The 19,081-nt window shown below is 53.4% G+C and carries 16 protein-coding genes and 1 other annotated feature; of the genes, 5 read left to right on the top strand and 11 right to left on the bottom strand.

Going from position 1 to position 19,081, the window contains the following annotated elements:
* Positions 1-233: 233 nt before the first annotated feature.
* On the top strand, positions 234-1,454 hold the full coding sequence (fsr, locus tag OGV65_RS17795; RefSeq protein WP_016155879.1) for a fosmidomycin MFS transporter: 1,221 nt from the start codon (positions 234-236) through the stop codon (positions 1,452-1,454).
* Between the two features lie 224 nt (positions 1,455-1,678).
* Positions 1,679-3,358 carry a YbaL family putative K(+) efflux transporter gene (ybaL, locus tag OGV65_RS17790; RefSeq protein ID WP_047501892.1) on the top strand — a complete coding sequence of 560 codons (1,680 nt, stop codon included), beginning with the start codon at positions 1,679-1,681 and terminating at the stop codon, positions 3,356-3,358.
* A gap of 45 nt (positions 3,359-3,403) precedes the next feature.
* Here ybaL and gsk read toward each other — a convergent pair whose 3' ends face one another.
* Positions 3,404-4,708 (bottom strand): inosine/guanosine kinase, encoded by a 1,305-nt coding sequence (gene gsk / locus OGV65_RS17785; RefSeq protein ID WP_016152086.1) that lies wholly within the window; start codon positions 4,706-4,708, stop codon positions 3,404-3,406.
* Between the two features lie 152 nt (positions 4,709-4,860).
* Here gsk and aes point away from each other — a divergent pair, with 152 nt between their 5' ends.
* Complete coding sequence (gene aes, locus OGV65_RS17780; protein ID WP_286455288.1) at positions 4,861-5,820, top strand: acetyl esterase; 960 nt, start codon at positions 4,861-4,863, stop codon at positions 5,818-5,820.
* On the opposite strand, the gene hemH is transcribed toward aes, so the two are convergent.
* The 8 genes from hemH to OGV65_RS17740 all read right to left on the bottom strand — a co-directional run bounded on the left by hemH (position 5,817) and on the right by OGV65_RS17740 (position 13,987).
* On the bottom strand, positions 5,817-6,779 hold the full coding sequence (gene hemH / locus OGV65_RS17775) for a ferrochelatase (RefSeq protein WP_016152084.1): 963 nt from the start codon (positions 6,777-6,779) through the stop codon (positions 5,817-5,819). The two genes, aes and hemH, sit on opposite strands and share 4 nt — an antisense overlap.
* A 180-nt stretch (positions 6,780-6,959) precedes the next feature.
* A complete protein-coding gene (adk, locus tag OGV65_RS17770; protein WP_003021773.1) occupies positions 6,960-7,604 on the bottom strand; it encodes an adenylate kinase in 645 nt (214 codons plus the stop codon).
* A 232-nt stretch (positions 7,605-7,836) separates the two neighbouring features.
* On the bottom strand, positions 7,837-9,711 hold the full coding sequence (gene htpG / locus OGV65_RS17765) for a molecular chaperone HtpG (RefSeq protein WP_016152083.1): 1,875 nt from the start codon (positions 9,709-9,711) through the stop codon (positions 7,837-7,839).
* A gap of 110 nt (positions 9,712-9,821) precedes the next feature.
* Positions 9,822-10,427, bottom strand: a complete 606-nt coding sequence (recR, locus tag OGV65_RS17760; protein WP_016152082.1) for a recombination mediator RecR — start codon at positions 10,425-10,427, stop codon at positions 9,822-9,824.
* Complete coding sequence (locus OGV65_RS17755) at positions 10,427-10,756, bottom strand: YbaB/EbfC family nucleoid-associated protein (protein WP_003021764.1); 330 nt, start codon at positions 10,754-10,756, stop codon at positions 10,427-10,429. The genes recR and OGV65_RS17755 overlap by 1 nt, the downstream gene beginning before the upstream one ends.
* 58 nt (positions 10,757-10,814) lie before the next feature.
* On the bottom strand, positions 10,815-12,746 hold the full coding sequence (gene dnaX, locus OGV65_RS17750) for a DNA polymerase III subunit gamma/tau (RefSeq protein ID WP_286455287.1): 1,932 nt from the start codon (positions 12,744-12,746) through the stop codon (positions 10,815-10,817).
* Positions 11,418-11,482 (bottom strand) — a sequence feature (DnaX frameshifting element). Its footprint overlaps the gene before it by 65 nt.
* 118 nt (positions 12,747-12,864) lie before the next feature.
* Positions 12,865-13,416 carry an adenine phosphoribosyltransferase gene (gene apt, locus OGV65_RS17745; RefSeq protein ID WP_006685676.1) on the bottom strand — a complete coding sequence of 184 codons (552 nt, stop codon included), beginning with the start codon at positions 13,414-13,416 and terminating at the stop codon, positions 12,865-12,867.
* Between the two features lie 193 nt (positions 13,417-13,609).
* Positions 13,610-13,987 (bottom strand): DUF454 family protein, encoded by a 378-nt coding sequence (locus OGV65_RS17740; protein WP_029139439.1) that lies wholly within the window; start codon positions 13,985-13,987, stop codon positions 13,610-13,612.
* A 69-nt stretch (positions 13,988-14,056) separates the two neighbouring features.
* Here OGV65_RS17740 and priC point away from each other — a divergent pair, with 69 nt between their 5' ends.
* Positions 14,057-14,584 (top strand): primosomal replication protein N'', encoded by a 528-nt coding sequence (gene priC / locus OGV65_RS17735; RefSeq protein WP_286455286.1) that lies wholly within the window; start codon positions 14,057-14,059, stop codon positions 14,582-14,584.
* A 14-nt stretch (positions 14,585-14,598) separates the two neighbouring features.
* A complete protein-coding gene (gene rsmS, locus OGV65_RS17730) occupies positions 14,599-14,760 on the top strand; it encodes a pleiotropic regulatory protein RsmS (RefSeq protein ID WP_016155875.1) in 162 nt (53 codons plus the stop codon).
* Positions 14,761-14,834: 74 nt separating this feature from the next.
* Here the strand turns inward: rsmS and mscK are convergent, their stop codons facing one another.
* Positions 14,835-18,200 carry a mechanosensitive channel MscK gene (gene mscK, locus OGV65_RS17725; RefSeq protein WP_047501900.1) on the bottom strand — a complete coding sequence of 1,122 codons (3,366 nt, stop codon included), beginning with the start codon at positions 18,198-18,200 and terminating at the stop codon, positions 14,835-14,837.
* Positions 18,201-18,327: 127 nt separating this feature from the next.
* Positions 18,328-18,978 carry a multidrug efflux transporter transcriptional repressor AcrR gene (gene acrR, locus OGV65_RS17720; protein WP_047501902.1) on the bottom strand — a complete coding sequence of 217 codons (651 nt, stop codon included), beginning with the start codon at positions 18,976-18,978 and terminating at the stop codon, positions 18,328-18,330.
* Positions 18,979-19,081 lie beyond the last annotated feature (103 nt).

Below are 19,081 nucleotides of genomic sequence, written 5' to 3'. Positions count from 1 at the left end.
CTGCGCTCACTTCCCCCTGTCGCTTATGCAGTAAGCTCCTGGGACTCTCGCGTTTGCCGCCTACCTGTAAGTCGAATTAGTTCGGGCATAAAATTACAGCTACTGAAAATAATAGCCGAAAATGTTTTCAGAAATGAGACTTCCTTCAAACACCTTCCGCAGGTATGTTAGTCAGGTAATAATAACAAATTAGATTACCCTCATAATCGCAACCCAAACAGAAGTGACTTTCTATGGCAATAAGTGAACCAACCCAGCCAGTGGCTGGCGCGTCAGCGTCGGTTGCTAAAGCACGCACCTCATTTGGCATTTTAGGGGCAATCAGCCTCTCCCATCTGCTAAACGATATGATCCAGTCGCTGATCCTGGCGATTTATCCGCTATTGCAGTCAGAGTTCTCGCTGACGTTTATGCAGATAGGGATGATTACCCTGACCTTCCAGCTTGCTTCCTCACTGCTGCAACCGGTTGTGGGTTACTGGACGGATAAATACCCAATGCCGTGGTCGCTGCCCATTGGGATGTGCTTCACGCTGAGTGGGCTTGTTTTGCTGGCCATGGCTGGCAGTTTCCATATGGTCCTGCTCGCCGCAGCGCTGGTTGGTACCGGCTCTTCGGTATTTCACCCGGAATCATCCCGCGTGGCGCGAATGGCCTCCGGCGGTCGTCACGGTCTTGCCCAGTCAATTTTCCAGGTTGGCGGCAACTTCGGTAGCTCTCTGGGACCGTTACTGGCGGCTGTCATCATCGCGCCATATGGTAAGGGTAATGTGGCCTGGTTTGTGCTGGCTGCGTTATTAGCGATTGTCGTTCTGGCGCAAATCAGCCGTTGGTATGCTGCGCAGCACCGGATGAGTAAAGGAAAACCGAAAGTCGCCATCGTGAATCCGTTACCACGGAATAAAGTGGTACTGGCGGTAAGCATCCTGCTGGTGCTGATTTTCTCCAAATACTTCTATATGGCGAGCATCAGCAGCTATTACACCTTTTATCTGATGCAAAAATTCGGATTATCGGTACAAAATGCCCAGTTTCACCTGTTTGCCTTCCTGTTTGCCGTCGCAGCCGGGACGGTGATTGGTGGACCATTGGGCGATAAAATTGGCAGAAAATATGTTATTTGGGGCTCTATCCTCGGCGTAGCACCCTTTACCCTCTTTTTACCCTACGCAACGCTGGAATGGACCGGGATTTTAACCGTGATCATTGGTTTTATCCTCGCATCGGCGTTTTCTGCCATTCTGGTCTACGCGCAGGAACTGCTTCCTGGCCGTATCGGCATGGTTTCTGGGCTATTTTTCGGTTTTGCCTTCGGCATGGGCGGCTTGGGAGCCGCGGTGTTAGGGCTGATTGCCGACCATACCAGCATCGATTTGGTCTACAAAATATGTGCTTTCCTGCCACTACTGGGGATACTGACCATATTCTTACCTGATAACCGACATAAAGCCTGATTTTCTGACGGCCAAAAGTAAATTTTGGCCGTCAGACTTACAGTAGCCATCAGCCTTTGCCTCTCACATACCGCTGTACTTTTCCGATCCGTGCTTTTTTACGTCTAAAATCCTATTTTCATCAAAATTCAATAATTATTCACAAACAAAAACATCAAAATTGTCATAAACTATTACTCGTCGTTTGAGTTTTCAGGATTATCACAGCAACCAAAGGAGACGGAATGCATCACGCCACCCCGCTTATCACCACCATTGTCGGCGGCCTTGTGCTCGCTTTTATATTAGGCATGATTGCCAATAAACTACGTATTTCTCCTCTGGTGGGATATCTGTTAGCGGGCGTTCTGGCCGGTCCATTTACACCTGGTTTTGTTGCTGATACCAAGCTAGCGCCTGAACTGGCCGAGCTTGGCGTAATCCTGCTGATGTTCGGCGTGGGGCTGCACTTTTCGCTGAAGGATTTGATGGCGGTAAAGTCTATCGCCATTCCCGGCGCGATTGCCCAGATAGCGGTGGCAACGCTGCTGGGCATGGCGCTTTCAGCGGTGATGGGCTGGTCGCTGATGGTAGGGATCGTGTTTGGTCTGTGTCTTTCAACCGCCAGTACCGTGGTGCTATTGCGTGCGCTTGAAGAAAGGCAGCTCATTGACAGTCAGCGCGGGCAAATCGCCATTGGCTGGCTGATTGTCGAAGACCTGATGATGGTGCTGACGCTGGTTCTCCTGCCAGCCGTCGCTGGAATGCTGGAAAAAGAAGATGTCGGCTTTGCCTCGCTGGCCGTAGATATGGGCATTACCATCGGTAAGGTGGTGGCGTTTATCGCAATTATGATGCTGGTTGGTCGTCGCCTGGTGCCGTGGATTATGGCCCGTAGCGCCGCAACCGGCTCACGCGAACTGTTTACCCTGTCAGTCCTCGCCCTCGCATTAGGTATCGCATTTGGCGCAGTGGAGCTGTTCGATGTCTCCTTTGCACTGGGGGCATTCTTCGCCGGCATGGTGCTGAACGAATCTGAACTGAGTCACCGTGCGGCGCATGACACCCTACCGCTGCGCGATGCGTTCGCCGTACTGTTCTTTGTTTCCGTCGGGATGCTCTTTGATCCCATGATTCTGATTCAGCAGCCGCTGGCGGTGCTGGGCACGCTGGCGATTATCATCTTTGGTAAATCCCTTGCCGCCTATTTCCTGGTGCGCCTGTTTGGTCACTCCCAACGCACAGCGCTCACCATTGCCACCAGCCTGGCGCAGATTGGTGAATTTGCCTTTATCCTGGCGGGTCTGGGCATGGCGTTAAACCTGCTGCCGCAGGCCGGACAGAATCTGGTGCTGGCGGGGGCGATCCTGTCCATCATGCTTAACCCGGTGCTGTTCGCGGTGTTAGAAAAATATCTCGCCAAAACAGAAACGCTGGAAGAACAGACGCTGGAAGAGGCTATTGAAGAAGAGAAGCAAATTCCGGTGGATATCTGCAATCACGCCCTGCTGGTTGGCTTTGGGCGCGTCGGTAGCCTGCTGGGCGAGAAATTGATGGCTGCGGGGATCCCGCTGGTAGTTATCGAAACCTCACGCACCCGAGTGGATGAACTGCGCGAGCGCGGGATCCGCGCGGTGCTGGGAAATGCCGCCAACGAAGAAATTATGAATCTGGCGCATCTGGATTGCGCACGCTGGCTGCTGCTGACCATTCCCAATGGCTATGAAGCGGGTGAAATTGTCGCTTCAGCACGCGAGAAGAGCCCGTCGATTGAGATTATCGCCCGCGCGCATTATGACGACGAGGTGGAATACATTACCGAACGCGGCGCCAATCAGGTCGTCATGGGTGAGCGTGAAATCGCCCGTACCATGCTGGAGCTGATTGAAACGCCGCCTGCTGGTGAGGTGGTCGTTACAGGCTGATGTCGTTGCCGGATGACGCTATCGCTTATCCGGCATGTGCATGATTTAACGATCCCAGTACGACTCTTCGAGGCTATCTTCGCGTTCCGGCAAACCGCGCGTCAGGCGCGGGGAATGCTGGTTCAGCACCTGATAACTCACGCGATTCGCATATTTACACACCTGGGCTAACGACGAATAGGTCAGCCAGGTGAACTTGTGCTTGCTGGAGTTAGGCACGTTGCTGCGGTGATAGCTGTTAGCGGTAATATCATGCAGTAATGCCGCCAGCGCGCCGTCACCAGCGCCGTTGGTATTCATGATCTTCTCTGGCCCGCCCATATACGGTGCGATGTGCGAATACACACGCAGCGGATTGGTACAATCTTTATGGCGCATGGCGCGGCTAAACTCGTACTGGTTGAATTCGGCAATGGCCCCAGGCAGCAGCGGATGCTGGGTTTTACGTTTGACTTCTTCTTCCGTAAAGCCCGCCATATACAGACCCGCCGGACCCGCTGTGCACAGCACCAGATCCACCCAATCCAGCGCCTTGTCGGACGCCAGCAGCGGATCGTTTTCGCCGGTCAGCGCTTCGGCCTCTTCTTCATTCATCGCCAGAATTGAGACATGCTCTTTCAGGAATGCCTGCCACCACTGCGGATTATCGGCAATGACAAATTTGGTGCCCAGCGTCAGTACCACCGGTACATTGTGTTTTTTAGCAAATTCGATCGCCTTCATGGTCGCTTCCGGCATTGGCTCGCCCGGCTCGCAGCGCACCAGATAGGACGTCAGCACCAGCGCGGACGCTCCGGCAATCACCGATTCAGGGATGCTATCCGCCCGCAGCTTGTTCATATGCCCAGGGCTGATTGCAAAGGTACGCTCACCGGACTCGCCAATCAGCGTAAAGCAGCGACCAATCGGTCCATCTACGCCCTGCAGGTAGTTCAGATCGGTACGACTGGAGGTATTGCATAAATAGCGGTACGCATAGCTGCCAATCTCGATATTGCTGCACATCACACCCAGCAGCACCGAGCGGTCATCCGCCAGCACGGAGTAGTTGTGCATCGTATTACCGATAGTACCGCCCGCAAACTGATGGGTGATCAAATTTTCACGCACCAGTTCCTGGTAGAGCGCTTCAGCGACATCATCTGCAATCACCAGAGAGTGCCCGGCGCTTAATCCATAACGTTTTACAAAGTTATCATCAACTTTGGCTTCAATATCCACCAGCGTCTGGTCAATACCCACCACCCAGGCTGCGCTGGTTTCATTTTCTGGCTGAATTTGTTGCAGCAACGGATCGCGCGCGCTGACGGGGAAATAGTGTTTGGATTTACGTTTACCGGGAAATTTCATGGTCGATTTTACGGGTGGTTAGCTGAGCGATGCATGGTAGCACATTCCCCGCTGCGCATGCGATGCGGCGCTGAGTTTCAATATCGGACGGTGAGATCGCAGTTTATCCGGGATGAATTTCTACAATAACTCACCTTCACAAGGAGCGCTTTATGAAGCCGGAAAACAAGATCCCCGTACTCGACAACATTTCGGATGAAATGAAAAGTGTGGTGAATTTTCATCGCGAAGATTTACCGCCGTGGCCCGCTGCCAATGACTTCGTGGCCCAGCGTAAACACTACATTCATGAACGGCAGTTGTGGAATGCCGATGCCCCACAGATGAATACCCGAGAATGTGTTATTTCCACCGCATGCGGCCCCGTTGCCACACGAATTTACGCTCCGCAGCCCCATAGCCAGGCGACGCTATATTATCTGCACGGCGGCGGTTTTATTCTCGGTAATCTGGATACCCACGATCGCATTATGCGTTTACTGGCGCACTATACGCAGTGCACGATCATTGGCATCGACTATTCGCTTGCGCCAGAGGCCCGCTACCCGCAAGCCATCGAAGAGATTGTCGCCGTCTGTCAGTACTTTTATCAGCACGCTGGCGATTATTCCCTTAATGTGAATCATATTGGTTTTGCGGGCGATTCCGCCGGGGCCATGCTGGCGCTTGCCAGCGCGTTGTGGTTGCGGGATAAACACATTGCCTGCGGCAAGGTGGCTGGCGTGCTGTTGTGGTATGGGCTTTACGGCCTGCAGGATTCACTGAGCCGACGGCTAATGGGCGGCGCCTGGGATGGTTTAACCCGCGAGGATCTGCAGATGTACGAAAACGCGTACCTGCGTAGCGCCGACGATCGTGAATCACCGTACTATTGCCTGTTTAATAACGACCTGACGCGCGACGTACCGCCGTGTTTTATCGCCGGTGCGGAGTTTGATCCGCTGATTGACGATAGCCGCTTATTATTCCAGACGCTACAGGCGCATCAGCAGCCCTGCCAGTACAAAATGTACCCCGGCACGTTGCACGCCTTCCTGCACTATTCGCGGATGATGAAAACCGCCGACGATGCGTTGCGGGAGGGCGCGCGTTACTTCAGAGCGCAGCTTTAACGGTAGGCTGCGGTCAGTTTAACCATCATTTCGATATGTTCCGGTGTGGCATTCAGCGCCGGAATATACTCATATTGCTTACCGCCTGCCTCAAGGAAAATCTCCCGGTTTTGCACCGCTATCTCTTCCAGCGTTTCGAGACAATCAGCCGCGAAGCCCGGACACATGACCTGGATATGTCGGGTCCCTTTCTCCGCCAGCATTTTTAACGTTTCATCGGTATATGGCGTTAACCACGGTTCACGGCCAAAGCGAGACTGGAAGGTCATCATCACTTTTTCCGGCGGCAAGCCAAGCGCTGAAACCAGCTCACGAGTCGTATCGCGGCAGCGCTGCGGGTAGTCATCGCCTTCATCGGCGTAGCGCTGCGGAATGCCGTGGTAGGAAAGCAGCAGCAAATCGGGTTCACCATGTTGAGCAAATGAATCACGGGCGCTCTTGGCCAGCGCATCAATGTAGCTGCTGTCATCGGCGTAATCACGAATAAATGAGATGCCAGGAATACTGCGTTTACGCGCTAAGATTCGCGCCAGTTCGTCCCAGACCGCCGCCACGGTAGAACAGGAATATTGCGGGTACAGCGGTAACACCACCATGTGTTCAACTCCGCTTGCCAGCAGTTCATCGACCGCGCTTTCAAGCGACGGTGAACCGTAGCTCATCCCCAGCGCGACAGGCGTATTTGGCAGACGTTGTGCCAGCGCCTGCTGTTGCGCCTTGCTGTAGACCATCAGCGGGGAACCGTCTTCCATCCAGATTGACTGGTACAGCTTTGCCACACGTGGCGCACGCAGCGGCAAAATCACTCCACGCAGCAGCGGCCACCACAGCGCAGGTGACGTATCGACTACGCGTTGATCGCTTAAAAACTGGCGCAGGTAGCGCTTAACGGCTTCGGGGGTTGGGGCATCGGGAGTGCCGAGGTTTGCCAGCAGGATACCGGTTTTCGTCTGACGCATTACCGCCTCTTATCGATTCAAATTGTTGATAATTGTAGCGGAAAAGCGATAAAGAAGAACTAATTGCTGTGAAAGGTAAGACGAGAATTTGCCTGATGGCGCTGCGCTTATCAGGCCTACATAAAATCGTAGGCCGGATAAGGTGTTGACACCGCCATCCGGCATTGACTGCGCTAAAACTTAACCGAGGATTTTTTCCAGCGCTGCGCGAACGTCAGCCACAGCCTGGGTGCCGTCAACTTTCGCGTATTTGGTGTTACCCGCCTGCGCTTCTTTAGAGTAGTAGCCGATCAGCGGAGCGGTCATCTGATGGTATTCCACCAGGCGCTTACGTACGGTCTCTTCCTGATCGTCTTTACGGGTGGTCAGCTCTTCGCCGGTTACGTCGTCTTTGCCTTCAACCTTAGGCGGGTTGAATTTGATGTGGTAAACGCGGCCAGAAGCAGCGTGTACGCGACGACCCACGATACGGTCAACGATCAGCTCGTCCGGAACGTCGAATTCAAGAACGTAGTCCACGTTGATGCCTGCTTCTTTCATGGCATCAGCCTGCGGAATAGTACGCGGGAAGCCATCAAGCAGGAAACCATTACGGCAGTCTTCCTGAGCAATACGCTCTTTTACCAGCGCGATCACCAGCTCATCAGTCACCAGCTTACCGGCGTCCATGATGTCTTTCGCTTGTTTGCCCAGCTCGGAGCCAGATTTCACGGCAGCACGCAGCATATCACCGGTGGAGATTTGCGGAATACCATACTTCTCCATGATGAACTGAGCCTGAGTTCCTTTACCCGCGCCCGGAGCGCCAAGCAGAATGATACGCATTACGAAAATCCCCTTAAAGGTTGTCGATATTTTTTAAAAAGCGCTAAACGATACCACCATCACGCAATTGGCTCAAGGAAGACGCCCGACGCTGAAACGGTTAACGGTGGGAAAATTAAAAATGAGGAGAGAAAATGCCGGATCGCGGTGTAAACACCGTATCCTGCCAGGGATCGACGAGATGGTGTAAGCCGGACACGCGTTAGCGTCATCCGGCATTACCTTACGGCTATCAGGACACCAGCAACTGGTTCATACGACGAATGAACTGGTTTGGATCTTCCAGCGTGCCGCGTTCAGCAAACAGCGCCTGATCCAGCAGCAGTTCAACCCACTCTTTGAACTGTGCTTCGTCCTGGGTATCCGCCGTGCGTTTGACCAGCACGTGGTCCGGGTTGAGTTCAAAGATATATTTCACTTCCGGTACGGCCTGGCCAGCAGCAGCGAACAGTTTCGCCATCTGGGTGCTCATTTCGTCCGCATCGGTGGTAACGATGGCCGGCGTGTCGGTCAGACGGTGAGTCAGACGCACTTCTTTTACGCGATCGCCCAGCAGGGTTTTCACGCGCTCAACGAACGGCGTCAGCGCTTTTTCCGCTTCTTTTGCCGATTCGTCAACGTCATCCGCCAGCTTGTCGATGGACTCGTCAGCTTTGGCTACGGACTGGAATGCCTTACCGTCGAACTCGGTCAGGTAGTTCATCATCCACTCATCGATACGGTCAGAAAGCAGCAGCACTTCGATGCCTTTCTTACGCAACAGTTCCAGGTGCGGGCTGCTCTTCGCCGCCGCATAGCTGTCTGCGGTGATGTAGTAGATTTTCTCCTGCCCTTCTTTCATACGCGACACGTAGTCTTCCAGCGACACGGTTTGTGCGGAGGAGTCAGTGTGCGTGGACGCGAAGCGCATCAGCTTAGCGATCGTTTCCTGGTTAGCGTTGTCTTCCGCCGGGCCTTCTTTCAGCACCAGGCCGAACTGTTTCCAGAAGGTCTGGTATTTTTCTGCGTCGTCTTTCGCCAGTTTTTCCAGCATCTGCAGTACGCGTTTGGTCAGCGCGCTACGCAGGTTACGGGTGACGGTGCTGTCCTGCAGGATCTCACGAGAAACGTTCAGCGGCAGATCGTTAGAATCTATCAGGCCACGCACAAAGCGCAGGTAATTCGGCATAAACTGCTCGGCGTCGTCCATAATGAACACGCGCTGAACGTACAGTTTCAGACCATGCTTGTGATCGCGGTTCCACATATCCCACGGAGCCTGAGACGGGATGTACAGCAGGCTGGTGTACTCCTGCTTACCTTCCACACGGTTATGACTCCAGGTCAGCGGATCAGTGAAGTCGTGCGCGATATGTTTGTAGAATTCGTTGTACTCGTCGTCTTTGATTTCCGACTTGTTACGGGTCCACAGCGCCTGCGCCTTGTTGATCTTTTCCCAGGAAACTACGGTCTCGCCGTCTTTCTCTTCGGATTTTTCGATCTCTACCGGCAGCGCGATATGGTCGGAATATTTGCTGATGATGGAACGTACGCGCCAGTCATCAAGGAACTCGTCTTCGCCTTCGCGCAGATGCAGCGTGATTTCGGTGCCGCGATCGTCTTTGGTGATGTCGGCAACGGTGTACTCACCTTCACCCGCAGATTCCCAGAACACACCATTTTCCGGTTTATCGCCCGCTGCGCGGGTACGCACGGTGACTTTATCCGCCACGATGAACGCAGAGTAGAAGCCAACCCCGAACTGGCCGATCAACTGGCTGTCTTTCGCCTGATCGGATCCCATGGATTCAAGGAAAGATTTAGTACCGGATTTCGCAATGGTCCCCAGATGATCGATAACGTCATCACGGTTCATCCCCACGCCGTTATCGGCAATGGTCAACGTACGCTTATCTTTATCGAAGGAAACACGCACACGCAGCTCACCGTCACCTTCATACAGGTCCGGGTTAGACAGTGCGCGAAAACGCAGCTTGTCTGCCGCATCCGAGGCGTTAGAGATAAGCTCACGCAGGAAGATTTCTTTATTGGAATACAGAGAATGGATCATCAGGTGCAGAAGCTGTTTTACTTCTGACTGAAAACCACGAGTTTCTTGTCCTTTCATGTAGGTCTACCTCAACAATGCCATTTTCAATGGTAAAAACAGGTTGAGGGTGAAATGGGGACAAGCGGGAAGGATTTCAAGCGGAAGCCGCCGTCGCGGCCTCCGTTTGTTCAGAATTTAATCTTGTGTCGTCCTGCCAGAGAGTGCGACAGCGTGGTGCCATCGACCATTTCCAGCTCGCCACCAACCGGAACGCCATGGGCGATACGGCTGGCTTCAACGTCATATTGCATGCAAAGCTCAGCAATATAGTTGGCGGTCGCCTCTCCTTCGACCGTGGGATTGGTCGCCAGGATCAGTTCGCTGATTTGCTCAGATGCCAGCCGCTGCTCAAGACGATCCAGCCCGATATCATCAGGGCCAATACCGTCCAGCGGCGACAGGTGTCCCATCAGCACGAAGTAACGTCCGGAAAATTGCCCGGTTTGCTCAATGGCGTAGATGTCCGCCGGACTCTCCACCACGCAAATCTGACCGTTTTCCTGGCGACGCGGGTTCGAGCAGATGTTGCAGACGTCCTGTTCTGTGAATGTGCGGCAATCGGCACAGTGGCCGATTTCCGACATCGCCTTCGTTAACGCCTGCGCCAGACGCATCCCGCCGCTGCGATCGCGCTGAAGCAGCGTGAACGCCATGCGCTGCGCAGACTTCGGGCCAACGCCCGGCAGACAGCGCAGAGCTTCCATAAGCTGAGTTAACAGCGGGCTGGTTTGCATCAGAACGGCATCTTAAAGCCAGGCGGCAGCTGCATTCCGGAGGAAACAGAGGCCATCTTCTCTTTCTGCGTCTCTTCAATACGGCGCGCGGCGTCGTTGAATGCCGCAGCAACCAAGTCTTCCAGCATCTCTTTGTCGTCTTCCAGCAGGCTTGGATCGATCTCCACACGACGGCAGTTATGCGCGCCGTTGATGGTTACTTTTACCAGACCCGCGCCAGATTCGCCGGTCACTTCCAGCTTGGCGACTTCTTCCTGCATCTGCTGCATTTTTTCTTGCATCTGCTGGGCCTGTTTCATCAGGTTACCCAGACCGCCTTTACCAAACATAGGCTTCTCTCTCAATCACGTTAAGGGATGACGACCGTCAAACCGTAATGGCTGACGATCAAATGGGGCGAATACTCTCTTCGTCCAGGTCCGCATCGAAAAAACGACGCAGCGTCTGAATGTTATTATCCGCAATAATCGACTCACGCGCCTGCGCGAGTTTCTCTTCATAAATGGCCTGACGCCACTCCAGCGGCGTGCGCACCGCTGGATTATCATCTTCAACGATGGTCAATTCAACCGTTGACCCCGTTAAGGAGCTCAATGCTTCGGCCAGTTTTTGCTGCGCGCCGCTGGAGTTAAGGTGTCGCTGCGTGGAACGCAGATGCAGGCAAACCACGTTGCCATTCTCTTCTTTCCAGGCATTAAGCGCCACCTGCTCCACCAGTTTAGGCAGCGAGAGCTGGCTTACCTGTGCGGTCCACGGGTCACGTTCGATGGCCTCAGCCGCCAGCTTTGCCGCCAGTTCTGGCGTTTTTTCATGCTCAAGCGCTTTTTTCAGCGCTTTCGGCGTAGCGACGACTTCTTTGACTTCTGCAACAGGATTGGTCGCTTTCCAGCGATACGCTTCTTTCTTCGCTGGCGCTTTTTCCAGTGCAGAGACCGCTGGACGCGCCTGAACACGTTCCGACACCGAAGCCAGTCTTTCCAGCGCAGCATTATTCACCGGCCGCGCGCGGGAAGCGGCTGCCGGTTCACTCTTTTTTGGTTTGGTTGCTCCCTGAGCGCGTTGCAGCTGGCTGCGTGCCGCCAGCACCTGGCTGGTAGCATCGGAGAGCGGCACATTCTGTTGCTGTTGCGCTGCCGCAGGCTGCTGCTGCGGCACCTGCGTCGGGTTCATCACCGCAGTGGGTGCGACCGGGGCAAACGAGTGTCGTGGGGCTTCAGGTTCCGGGAGCGGCATGCGCGGATGAAAAGCCAGCGCACGTAGCAGCGTCATTTCAACGCCCATTCGCCTGTCCGGCGCATACGGCAGTTCTTTGCGCCCGATTAACAGAGTCTGGTAGTAAAGCTGCACATCGGTTGGCGGGACGATTCGCGCCAGTTCGCGCATACGCTGTTCAATAGCGGCCATATCGCTGCCGAGTGCGGCAGGTGAAAGCTGAACCATGGCGATACGATGCAGCAGAGCCGACATCTCAACCAGTAGCGCTTCCCATTCAATACCGCGCGCGGCGGCATCGTTCACCAGCGTCATAACGCGTTCGCCGTCCGCAGCCACAACCGCTTCAACCAGCGAGAGCGCCTGGTCGTCGTCCAGCGTGCCAAGCATGGTGCTGACCGCGTCGGTCGAGACCTGACCATCGCCGCTGGCGATCGCCTGATCGGTCAGGCTCAGCGCATCGCGCAGGCTGCCGTCCGCGGCGCGAGCCAGCAGTTGCAGCGCACGTGGCTCATGGGCGATATGCTCTTCTTTGAGGATATGCTCAAGTTGATGGCGAATCTGTTCGACATCCAACGCTTTAAGATGGAATTGCAGACAGCGCGACAGGATAGTCACCGGCAGTTTCTGCGGATCGGTGGTCGCCAGCAGGAACTTAACGTGCGCGGGCGGCTCTTCGAGCGTTTTCAGCAAGGCGTTAAAACTGTGGCGCGACAGCATGTGCACTTCGTCAATCAAATAGACCTTAAAGCGACCGCGCGCTGGCGCGTACTGGACGTTATCCAGCAGGTCACGGGTGTCTTCGACTTTGGTGCGTGAGGCGGCGTCGATTTCAATCAGATCGACAAAGCGCCCCTGCTCGATTTCACGGCAGTTATCACACACGCCGCACGGCGTAGCGGTGATGCCGGTTTCACAGTTTAATCCCTTCGCCAGCAAACGGGCGATTGACGTTTTCCCGACGCCACGGGTGCCGGAAAACAAATAAGCATGATGAATACGCCCTAACGACAAGCCGTTCGCCAGTGCCGTCAGCACATGTTCCTGGCCGACGACGTCAGCAAAGGTTTGTGGGCGCCATTTTCGGGCTAAGACCTGATAACTCATTGGCAGGCTCTGAAAGGCTGGAGGGTGGATTCACAGGGAGATAATGCTAACACAACCTCGCAGCGACGGCGAGGTTGTGTGTCTCGGTATTAATCTGCCGAGATAAGATAGCCCGAAATTAGTGGCCCGGGAATGGAACCAGGCTATAACAGGTCAGTCCCTGCTTTTCCAGACGCTGCTCGCCACCCAGATCAAACAGGTTAATGATAAATGCAGCATCGGTCACTTCGCCACCCAGACGGCGGATCAGTTTCACGGTCGCTTCAATCGTGCCGCCGGTTGCCAGCAGGTCGTCCACAACCAGGACTTTATCGCCAGGTTTGATGGCATCAACGTGGATTTCCAGTTGATCGGTGCCGTATTCCAGCTCATAGCTCTCAGCAATAACTTCACGCGGAAGCTTACGGGGTTTACGTACCGGAACAAAACCAACGCCCAGACCCAACGCTACCGGCGCGCCAAACAGGAAGCCACGCGCTTCGGTACCAACCACTTTAGTGATACCCGCATTTTTGTAGCGTTCAACCAGCAATTCAATACTGAGGGCGTAGGCTTTCGGGTCTTCCAGTAAACTGGTGACATCACGAAAAAGAATGCCCGGTTTTGGGTAATCGTGGATGCTTTTGATGCTATTTTTGAGAAACTCAAGCTGCTGTGCAGTCGCGGTCATAAGTTTGTGCCTGATTAATACAGTATTACTTCACGGCGCACTATACACTTCATCCTCGACGTATCTTGAATGATTTTGTGTCTGTATAAGAGCCAAGGTTATATTTGCTTAACCTTTGACCACCTGCGCCTGTGCTCGAAAACGGTCGAATTTACTGGCTGTGAGAGACAATTGCAACAGCGTTTATTGCGCTTTACTGCTTTTGTTGTTTTTCATCAATCACCGGGATCCGCCACATAAAAATAAGTAAACAGGCGAGAATAACCAGCAGCAGGCCGCGTACCCACATCATATTGACCAGCCACAGTGAAATACTAAACGTTACCAGGATCAACAAAATAGCGCGCGGCTTTGCTCCCGGCGGCATCGCGCGGTGTTTTTGCCAGTGGCGCAGATACCCGCCGAACCACGAACGGTACAGCAACCAGTCGTGAAAACGCGGCGACGAGCGAGCAAAACACCAGGCGGCCAGCAAGATAAACGGCGTTGTCGGCAACAGAGGCAATACAACGCCCAGCGTTCCTAACACTACCGCTATCCAGCCTATGATGATTAGAATAATGCGTTGCATAATATGAATACTTAACACAGAGAATCGCTACTTTATCATAACAGTTCTCATTTTCATCGGAGTGTTGTCGTGAAAACCGTCATGCTGCTTCAGACGCTCGAAAACCAGCTTACCCGCTTACGGCAGCGTTGTGCCCCACTGGCACACCATGCCACGCTTAGCGCCCGCTTTGACAGGCATCTGTTTCACACCCGCAGCACGTTGCTACAGGCCTGTCTGGATGAAGCTGATGATAATCTCACTGCTCTACGTCGCGCAGTTGAACAGCAACAACTACCACAAATTACCTGGCTTACGGAACACCTTGCCTCACAGTTAGAGGCGATTTCACGTGAAACCGCCAGTTGGTCGCTCCGGGAGTGGGACAGCGCCTCTCCTGGTCTGGCGCGCTGGCAGCGTAAGCGAGTTCAACACCAGGAGTTTGAGCGCCGCCTGGTTGAAATGACGCGTGAACGTAAAGAACGCCTGGCACAGGTTACGGGCTTTGAAGAACAGCAAAAACTGCATCGCGAAGTAGAGGCATTCGAAGCACGACTGGCACGCTGTCGTCATGCACTGGCAAGAATAGATAACGTGCTGGCGCGTTTAACCCGCTAATCCCCGGAGAATTTATGTCATTAGAGAACGCCCCAGATGAAGTCAAACTGGCCGTCGATTTGATTGTCCTGCTTGAAGAGAATCAGATGGAGCCTGAAACAGTTCTGAAAGCACTGGAGATTGTGAAGCAGGATTATGAGAAGAAACTGCTCTCTTTATCTAAAAAAGAGCTGTAACTGAGAACCTGATGGCGTTGCACTTATCAGGCCTACGAATGAATCGAAGCTCGCAGGCCTGATGATTATTTCTGTTAACCTACCGAAGGCGTCGGATCGTCACCTTTAATGATGTCACGTTTTACCTCGGTCACGGTGTCACCTTTCGCGTTATGCAGGTGAACTTCGAGCTGGTTAAAGGCGATATCAATGTCATTTTCACGGCACAAACGATCGACCGCCCGGTTAAGTTCATCAACCGTGTGGCTACGATCGCGCAATTCACGCACGTATAAACGCAGCTCATGATCCAGCGTGCTGGCACCGAAGGCGGTAAAGAACACTGCAGGCTCCGGATCGTGCATCACTTTCGGGTGTTCTGTCGCCGCCTGCAACAGCACCTTCTTCACTTTGTCCAGATCCGAACCATAGGCCACGCCAATGCGGATCACCAGACGCGTGGTGGTATCGGAGAGCGACCAGTTGATCAACCGCTCCGTCACGAATGCTTTGTTCGGGATGATCACCTCTTTGCGATCGAAGTCAGTAATGGTGGTGGCACGGATACGGATCTTGCTGACCGTTCCGGAGAATGTACCGATGGTCACGGTATCGCCGATGCGTACCGGGCGTTCAAACAGAATAATCAGACCGGAAACAAAGTTACCGAAAATTTCCTGCAAGCCGAAACCAAGACCAACCGAGAGAGCAGCGGCCAGCCACTGTAGCTTATCCCACGAAACGCCGAGCGATCCGAAGACCGTCATCGCACCAATGGCGATGATGGCGTAATTCAGGATCGTGGTGATCGCATAAGAAGCCCCCTGGCGCATCTTAAGCCGCGAGAGCACCAGCACTTCCAGCAGGCCGGGTAAGTTGCGGATCAGCGCCCACGCGACCATTGACGCAATAATCGCAAACAACAGGCTGCCCATGGTGACGTCTTTCACCACTGCCGCACCCGCTTCGGTGCCGTTGTAATGCCAGAGCGTTATGCTGTCGAGATAGCTGAACACGGTGATCAAATCAGACCAAATGGCCCAGAACAGAACACCAAACAGGGCAACCATCACCAGCATGGTTATACGCAGCGTTTGCTGGTTAACCTGTTCCAGCGCAATAGTCGGTTCTTCCTGCGGCTCTGCGCCTTCGGCCCCTTCTTTCACCAGGTTCTGACGACGCGCTAACGCACGACGCCAGGCGATACGACGAGCCGCTACGCTCAACCCTCGCAGCACCGTCTGGTACAGCAGATTCCAGAGGATAACCAGATAGACCGTTTCAATCCAGCGGCCCGCCAGGCGCAGCGTGGTGTAGAAATACCCTGTCGCCGTCAGCACCATTAATGCAATCGGAATAATAGACAGCACGGTAATAGTGACCAGACGCAGACCATGCGACTCTTTGTCACGCCAGCTTTCGCGGCACATTGGCCATACCAGGAAGGCGATCAGCAGCAGGTTGAGGAAAATGACCACCTGGCCAAGCACATCGTCCATCAAATTAAGCGGCGACAGCTCAGCAATGACCGACCAGAAGTTAAGCGGCAACAGCGCAAGGCTAATACGCACAATCTGGCGACGCCAGTGGCTGGTCTGCTTCGCTGGCATGCCAAAATGACGTATCGCCACGCCATCTTTTTCCAGCACCTTCCAGCACAGACCAAACACCAGCCAGAAGATGGTCATCTTCTTACTGAACGCCCACAGCAGGTCGCTAATATTCAGTTGCATAGTCAGCAGAATCAGACCCACCGCGAGGATAATCAGACACGCCGGCAAGGCTCTGATGAGATCGATAAGAATCGCTTTTGGCGTATTAAGCTGACTGTCATTGCGCAGGTTACCCACCGCGGCGGCTAATGTTGCCTGATAATCCTTCAGCCACTTCAAACGCCAGCGGATTAACCCGGCGATAAGCAGCAGCGGCAGCCCTGCCAGGAACGCAATAAATACGGCGGGCCAGGCTTTTTCCCAGTTCACCGTGATTTTCATCGACTTAAACTGGTCTTTTAGGGTTTGCGGGAAGGCTTTAATCCAGTCCCAGTCCATCGGACGGTTACTGTTAACCCAGAAGATTTGCTGCGTGAGGATCTCTTTCAGGTTTTTCGACACGCTCATTAACTGCTGCTGGTTGATTTGCAGATTAATCGCCATCATCAACTGGTTGCCCAGCTGCTTATTTAGCTGATCCAACAGTTCACGACGCATATCCACGACCTGCAGCAGGGCATCATGGACTTCAGGGTTAACGTCGTTGCTGTGTCCTTCTTCCAGTTTGGCGACAAACGCATCATTCTGGAACAACGTATCGCGCTGCTGGTTGACTTCGAACTGCTCCAGACGCAAATCGGCGATCCGGTTGGTCATATCGGCAAGCTCATCCGCCGACGGCAGCGTTTGTTGTTGCTGATATAAAATGCGCGACAGCAGTAGACTGCCTTTCAGGACGGCGATCTGCTCTTTAATGTTGCGTTCGGATTGCAGCGCGCGGTCAAGCCAGTTTTTGACCTTGATATTTTGCTGCATCAGGCTGTTGCCGTTTTCAGTCGCGGCAATCAGGCGCTGGCTGAGCTGATGGTTAACATCAAGTTCCTGCTTCACTAACGGATTGGACTGAATACGCTCGGCTTCGTCCGGCGTTACCGCTTCCTGTGCCGTCTTTTCGGTTAACGTCAGTCGTTTGCTGTTCACCGCCTCTTGCAGGAGCTGGAGCTGGTGTTCAAGGCGGTTACTGTGCGCCGTCACATAATCGCGTTGTTTTTGCAGGGTATCCTGCAAAACGGTATTCCCTTCGAGGCTCTTACGCTGCTGGTCGATCTGCGCGTTCAGCAACGCTTGCTGCGCCTGCAGCAGCACCTGCTGGCTGGGGCGTAAAGCCGCCTCTCCCACAGTGGTGCCATCGAGTCGATTGCGGATTTGCTGCATCTGTTGCGACGCAGTGTACATCGCATTTTGTACGCGTTCTGGCTGTGTCTGCAGCGATACTAGTTGGCTGTTGTAAGCGGCCAGATCGTTTTGCGAGCTTTGCAGATCATCCAGGACCTGCGACACGCGCGACTCAAGCTGTCGTAAGGAGAGCGTACTCAGCGTTTTTCGCGTTTCATCGTCATTATCGACATCGCTAAGCGAATTTAGCGCATCCGTCGCCTGACGCATTTTCTCCGGCGCCTGGGCAACTTTTTGCCGAAGCTGTACGGTTTCATCCTTCACACGATCGATTTTATCCAGCGTGGCAATGGTATCGATGAGATCCTGTTGAACCAGCTTATCCTGTGCGGAGAGATCTTTTTGTTTATTCAGCGTGTCTAACTGGCTCTGAATATCCGCTTTCGTCGGCAGTTCACCACTCTGTTGCGCCCGCGCAAATGCAGATGACTGGCAGGATAGCAAAAGAATGAAGAAAAGAATGGTAATAGCAATAAGATGCTGTGAACGTTTATAGAGCTGCAACATAGTCATGAGAATGAAGGTTTCTGAACCGGAAAAGTGACCGAAAATAGTCAAGCGGCAAGAATATCACGGCTGTGACCGGCAGAATAGCAGGAGGCAAAATGACCAGGAGAATTCCTGGTGCGGACCCAGAGAGTTAACAGGTTTCCGCTACCTTAACCCGCAAGGTTGGGCAGAGAAGACACATCTCAAGCAGCACGGCGACGTATTCCCGTGCCTCTTTTTTCAGATCAAAAGATTCAGGGGCAAATAACCAGTTCTCGATAATTCCGGTAACATAACTACGCAGCAGCACCGCCACGCGACGCGTGTTCAGATTTTCCGGCAGCATGTTGGCGTTCATGCAGTGCCGCAATGTTTGTTCGATACGGTCGTAATTTTCAATACACAGACTACGTTGAGCTAGCTGAACTGAGGCCATTTCCCCGACAAATTCGCATTTGTGGAATATAATTTCCAACAATAAACGTCGGCGTTCTTCTGTCACGGTAGCTTCAAGAACGTAAATTAAAATTTCTCTTAATACTGATAGTGGATCGTCGGGGAATTTTGCCTGATACTCAGTCTCTAACTCATCAATGTTAGGTTTTGCTAGCTCCCAGATTTCACTGAATAAATCCGATTTGTTTTTGAAATGCCAATAGATCGCGCCGCGCGTGACACCAGCGGCTGCTGCGATCTCCGCAAGCGAGGTGGATGATACCCCTTGTTGCGAAAACAAACGCAGAGCGACATCGAGAATGTGCTGTCGAGTTTCCTGTGCTTGTTGTTTGGTTTTTCGTGCCATAGGTCAGTGAATTTACAGGCGTTAGATTTACATACATTTGTGAATGTATGTACCATAGCACGACGATAATATAAACGCAGCAATGGGTTTATGGGCTTTCAGC

The sequence above is a fragment of the Citrobacter sp. Cb004 genome (genome assembly GCF_030337065.1).
Taxonomy (GTDB): domain Bacteria; phylum Pseudomonadota; class Gammaproteobacteria; order Enterobacterales; family Enterobacteriaceae; genus Citrobacter; species Citrobacter braakii.
This window is presented reverse-complemented; position numbering and strand designations above follow the sequence as displayed.

Coding starts and splice junctions, on each gene's coding strand:
- fsr (WP_016155879.1), top strand. CDS start 234: ATGGCAATAAGTGAACCAACCCAGCCAGTGGCTGGCGCGTCAGCGTCG.
- ybaL (WP_047501892.1), top strand. CDS start 1,679: ATGCATCACGCCACCCCGCTTATCACCACCATTGTCGGCGGCCTTGTG.
- gsk (WP_016152086.1), bottom strand. CDS start 4,708: ATGAAATTTCCCGGTAAACGTAAATCCAAACACTATTTCCCCGTCAGC.
- aes (WP_286455288.1), top strand. CDS start 4,861: ATGAAGCCGGAAAACAAGATCCCCGTACTCGACAACATTTCGGATGAA.
- hemH (WP_016152084.1), bottom strand. CDS start 6,779: ATGCGTCAGACGAAAACCGGTATCCTGCTGGCAAACCTCGGCACTCCC.
- adk (WP_003021773.1), bottom strand. CDS start 7,604: ATGCGTATCATTCTGCTTGGCGCTCCGGGCGCGGGTAAAGGAACTCAG.
- htpG (WP_016152083.1), bottom strand. CDS start 9,711: ATGAAAGGACAAGAAACTCGTGGTTTTCAGTCAGAAGTAAAACAGCTT.
- recR (WP_016152082.1), bottom strand. CDS start 10,427: ATGCAAACCAGCCCGCTGTTAACTCAGCTTATGGAAGCTCTGCGCTGT.
- OGV65_RS17755 (WP_003021764.1), bottom strand. CDS start 10,756: ATGTTTGGTAAAGGCGGTCTGGGTAACCTGATGAAACAGGCCCAGCAG.
- dnaX (WP_286455287.1), bottom strand. CDS start 12,746: ATGAGTTATCAGGTCTTAGCCCGAAAATGGCGCCCACAAACCTTTGCT.
- apt (WP_006685676.1), bottom strand. CDS start 13,416: ATGACCGCGACTGCACAGCAGCTTGAGTTTCTCAAAAATAGCATCAAA.
- OGV65_RS17740 (WP_029139439.1), bottom strand. CDS start 13,987: ATGCAACGCATTATTCTAATCATCATAGGCTGGATAGCGGTAGTGTTA.
- rsmS (WP_016155875.1), top strand. CDS start 14,599: ATGTCATTAGAGAACGCCCCAGATGAAGTCAAACTGGCCGTCGATTTG.
- mscK (WP_047501900.1), bottom strand. CDS start 18,200: ATGACTATGTTGCAGCTCTATAAACGTTCACAGCATCTTATTGCTATT.
- acrR (WP_047501902.1), bottom strand. CDS start 18,978: ATGGCACGAAAAACCAAACAACAAGCACAGGAAACTCGACAGCACATT.